General features: G+C 46.3%; 1 protein-coding gene. It reads left to right on the top strand.

Features of this window, described 5'->3' with window-relative positions; all coding sequences use genetic code 11:
- The coding region (locus PDT38_RS19290; protein WP_270803672.1) for an AMP-binding protein at nt 1–685 on the top strand (685 nt) is incomplete at both ends.

Below are 685 nucleotides of genomic sequence, written 5' to 3'. Positions count from 1 at the left end.
AATTAAATCCACCATCAGTAACAGAGGGGCACCATCTTGCTTATATGATTTACACGTCTGGATCAACTGGAGAGCCAAAAGGTGTATTAATTGAACAGCACAGTGTTTTGAATTTATGGCAATGGTTTGAGCGAACATACGATGTGTCCCCGGGAGATGCGATTCTTCATATGACAAACCCGTCTTTTGATGTGAGTGTTGAGGAAACATTGATTCCGCTCATGTCTGGAGCTATCGTTGTGATTGCGGAAAAACAGGTGATGTTCCAACCAGAAAAGCTGATCAATTTCTTGAATGAATATCAAGTGCGGATTGCCCAATTTGTACCGGCGACCTTGCGTGCGCTTTTAGCAGGACAAACGAAAAAAGCGGACAGTTTAGATGTGGTCATCTGCGGTGGTGAAAAGCTTGAACTCCAATTGGCACGGCAAATAACAGCGCAAGGTTACAAGCTATACAACAATTATGGTCCGACAGAAACGACGGTTGATGCCCTTGTCTGGCCTTGTCCGCCAAACAGTGAGGTGATCAAATTGGGGGCGCCAATTGATCATACACGTGTCTATGTCCTTGACCAAGATGGAAAGCAAGTGCCGCCAGGCATTCCTGGGGAACTGTATATTGGTGGTGCAGGTGTTGCCAGAGGTTACTACAACCGTCCAGATCAGACGAAGCGCGCCTTTGT

The sequence above is a fragment of the Bacillus changyiensis genome, from assembly GCF_027706145.1.
GTDB classification, from domain to species: Bacteria; Bacillota; Bacilli; order Bacillales; family Bacillaceae; genus Bacillus; species Bacillus changyiensis.
Note: the sequence above shows the minus strand (reverse complement) of the source record. Positions and strands in the feature narration are given on the sequence as shown.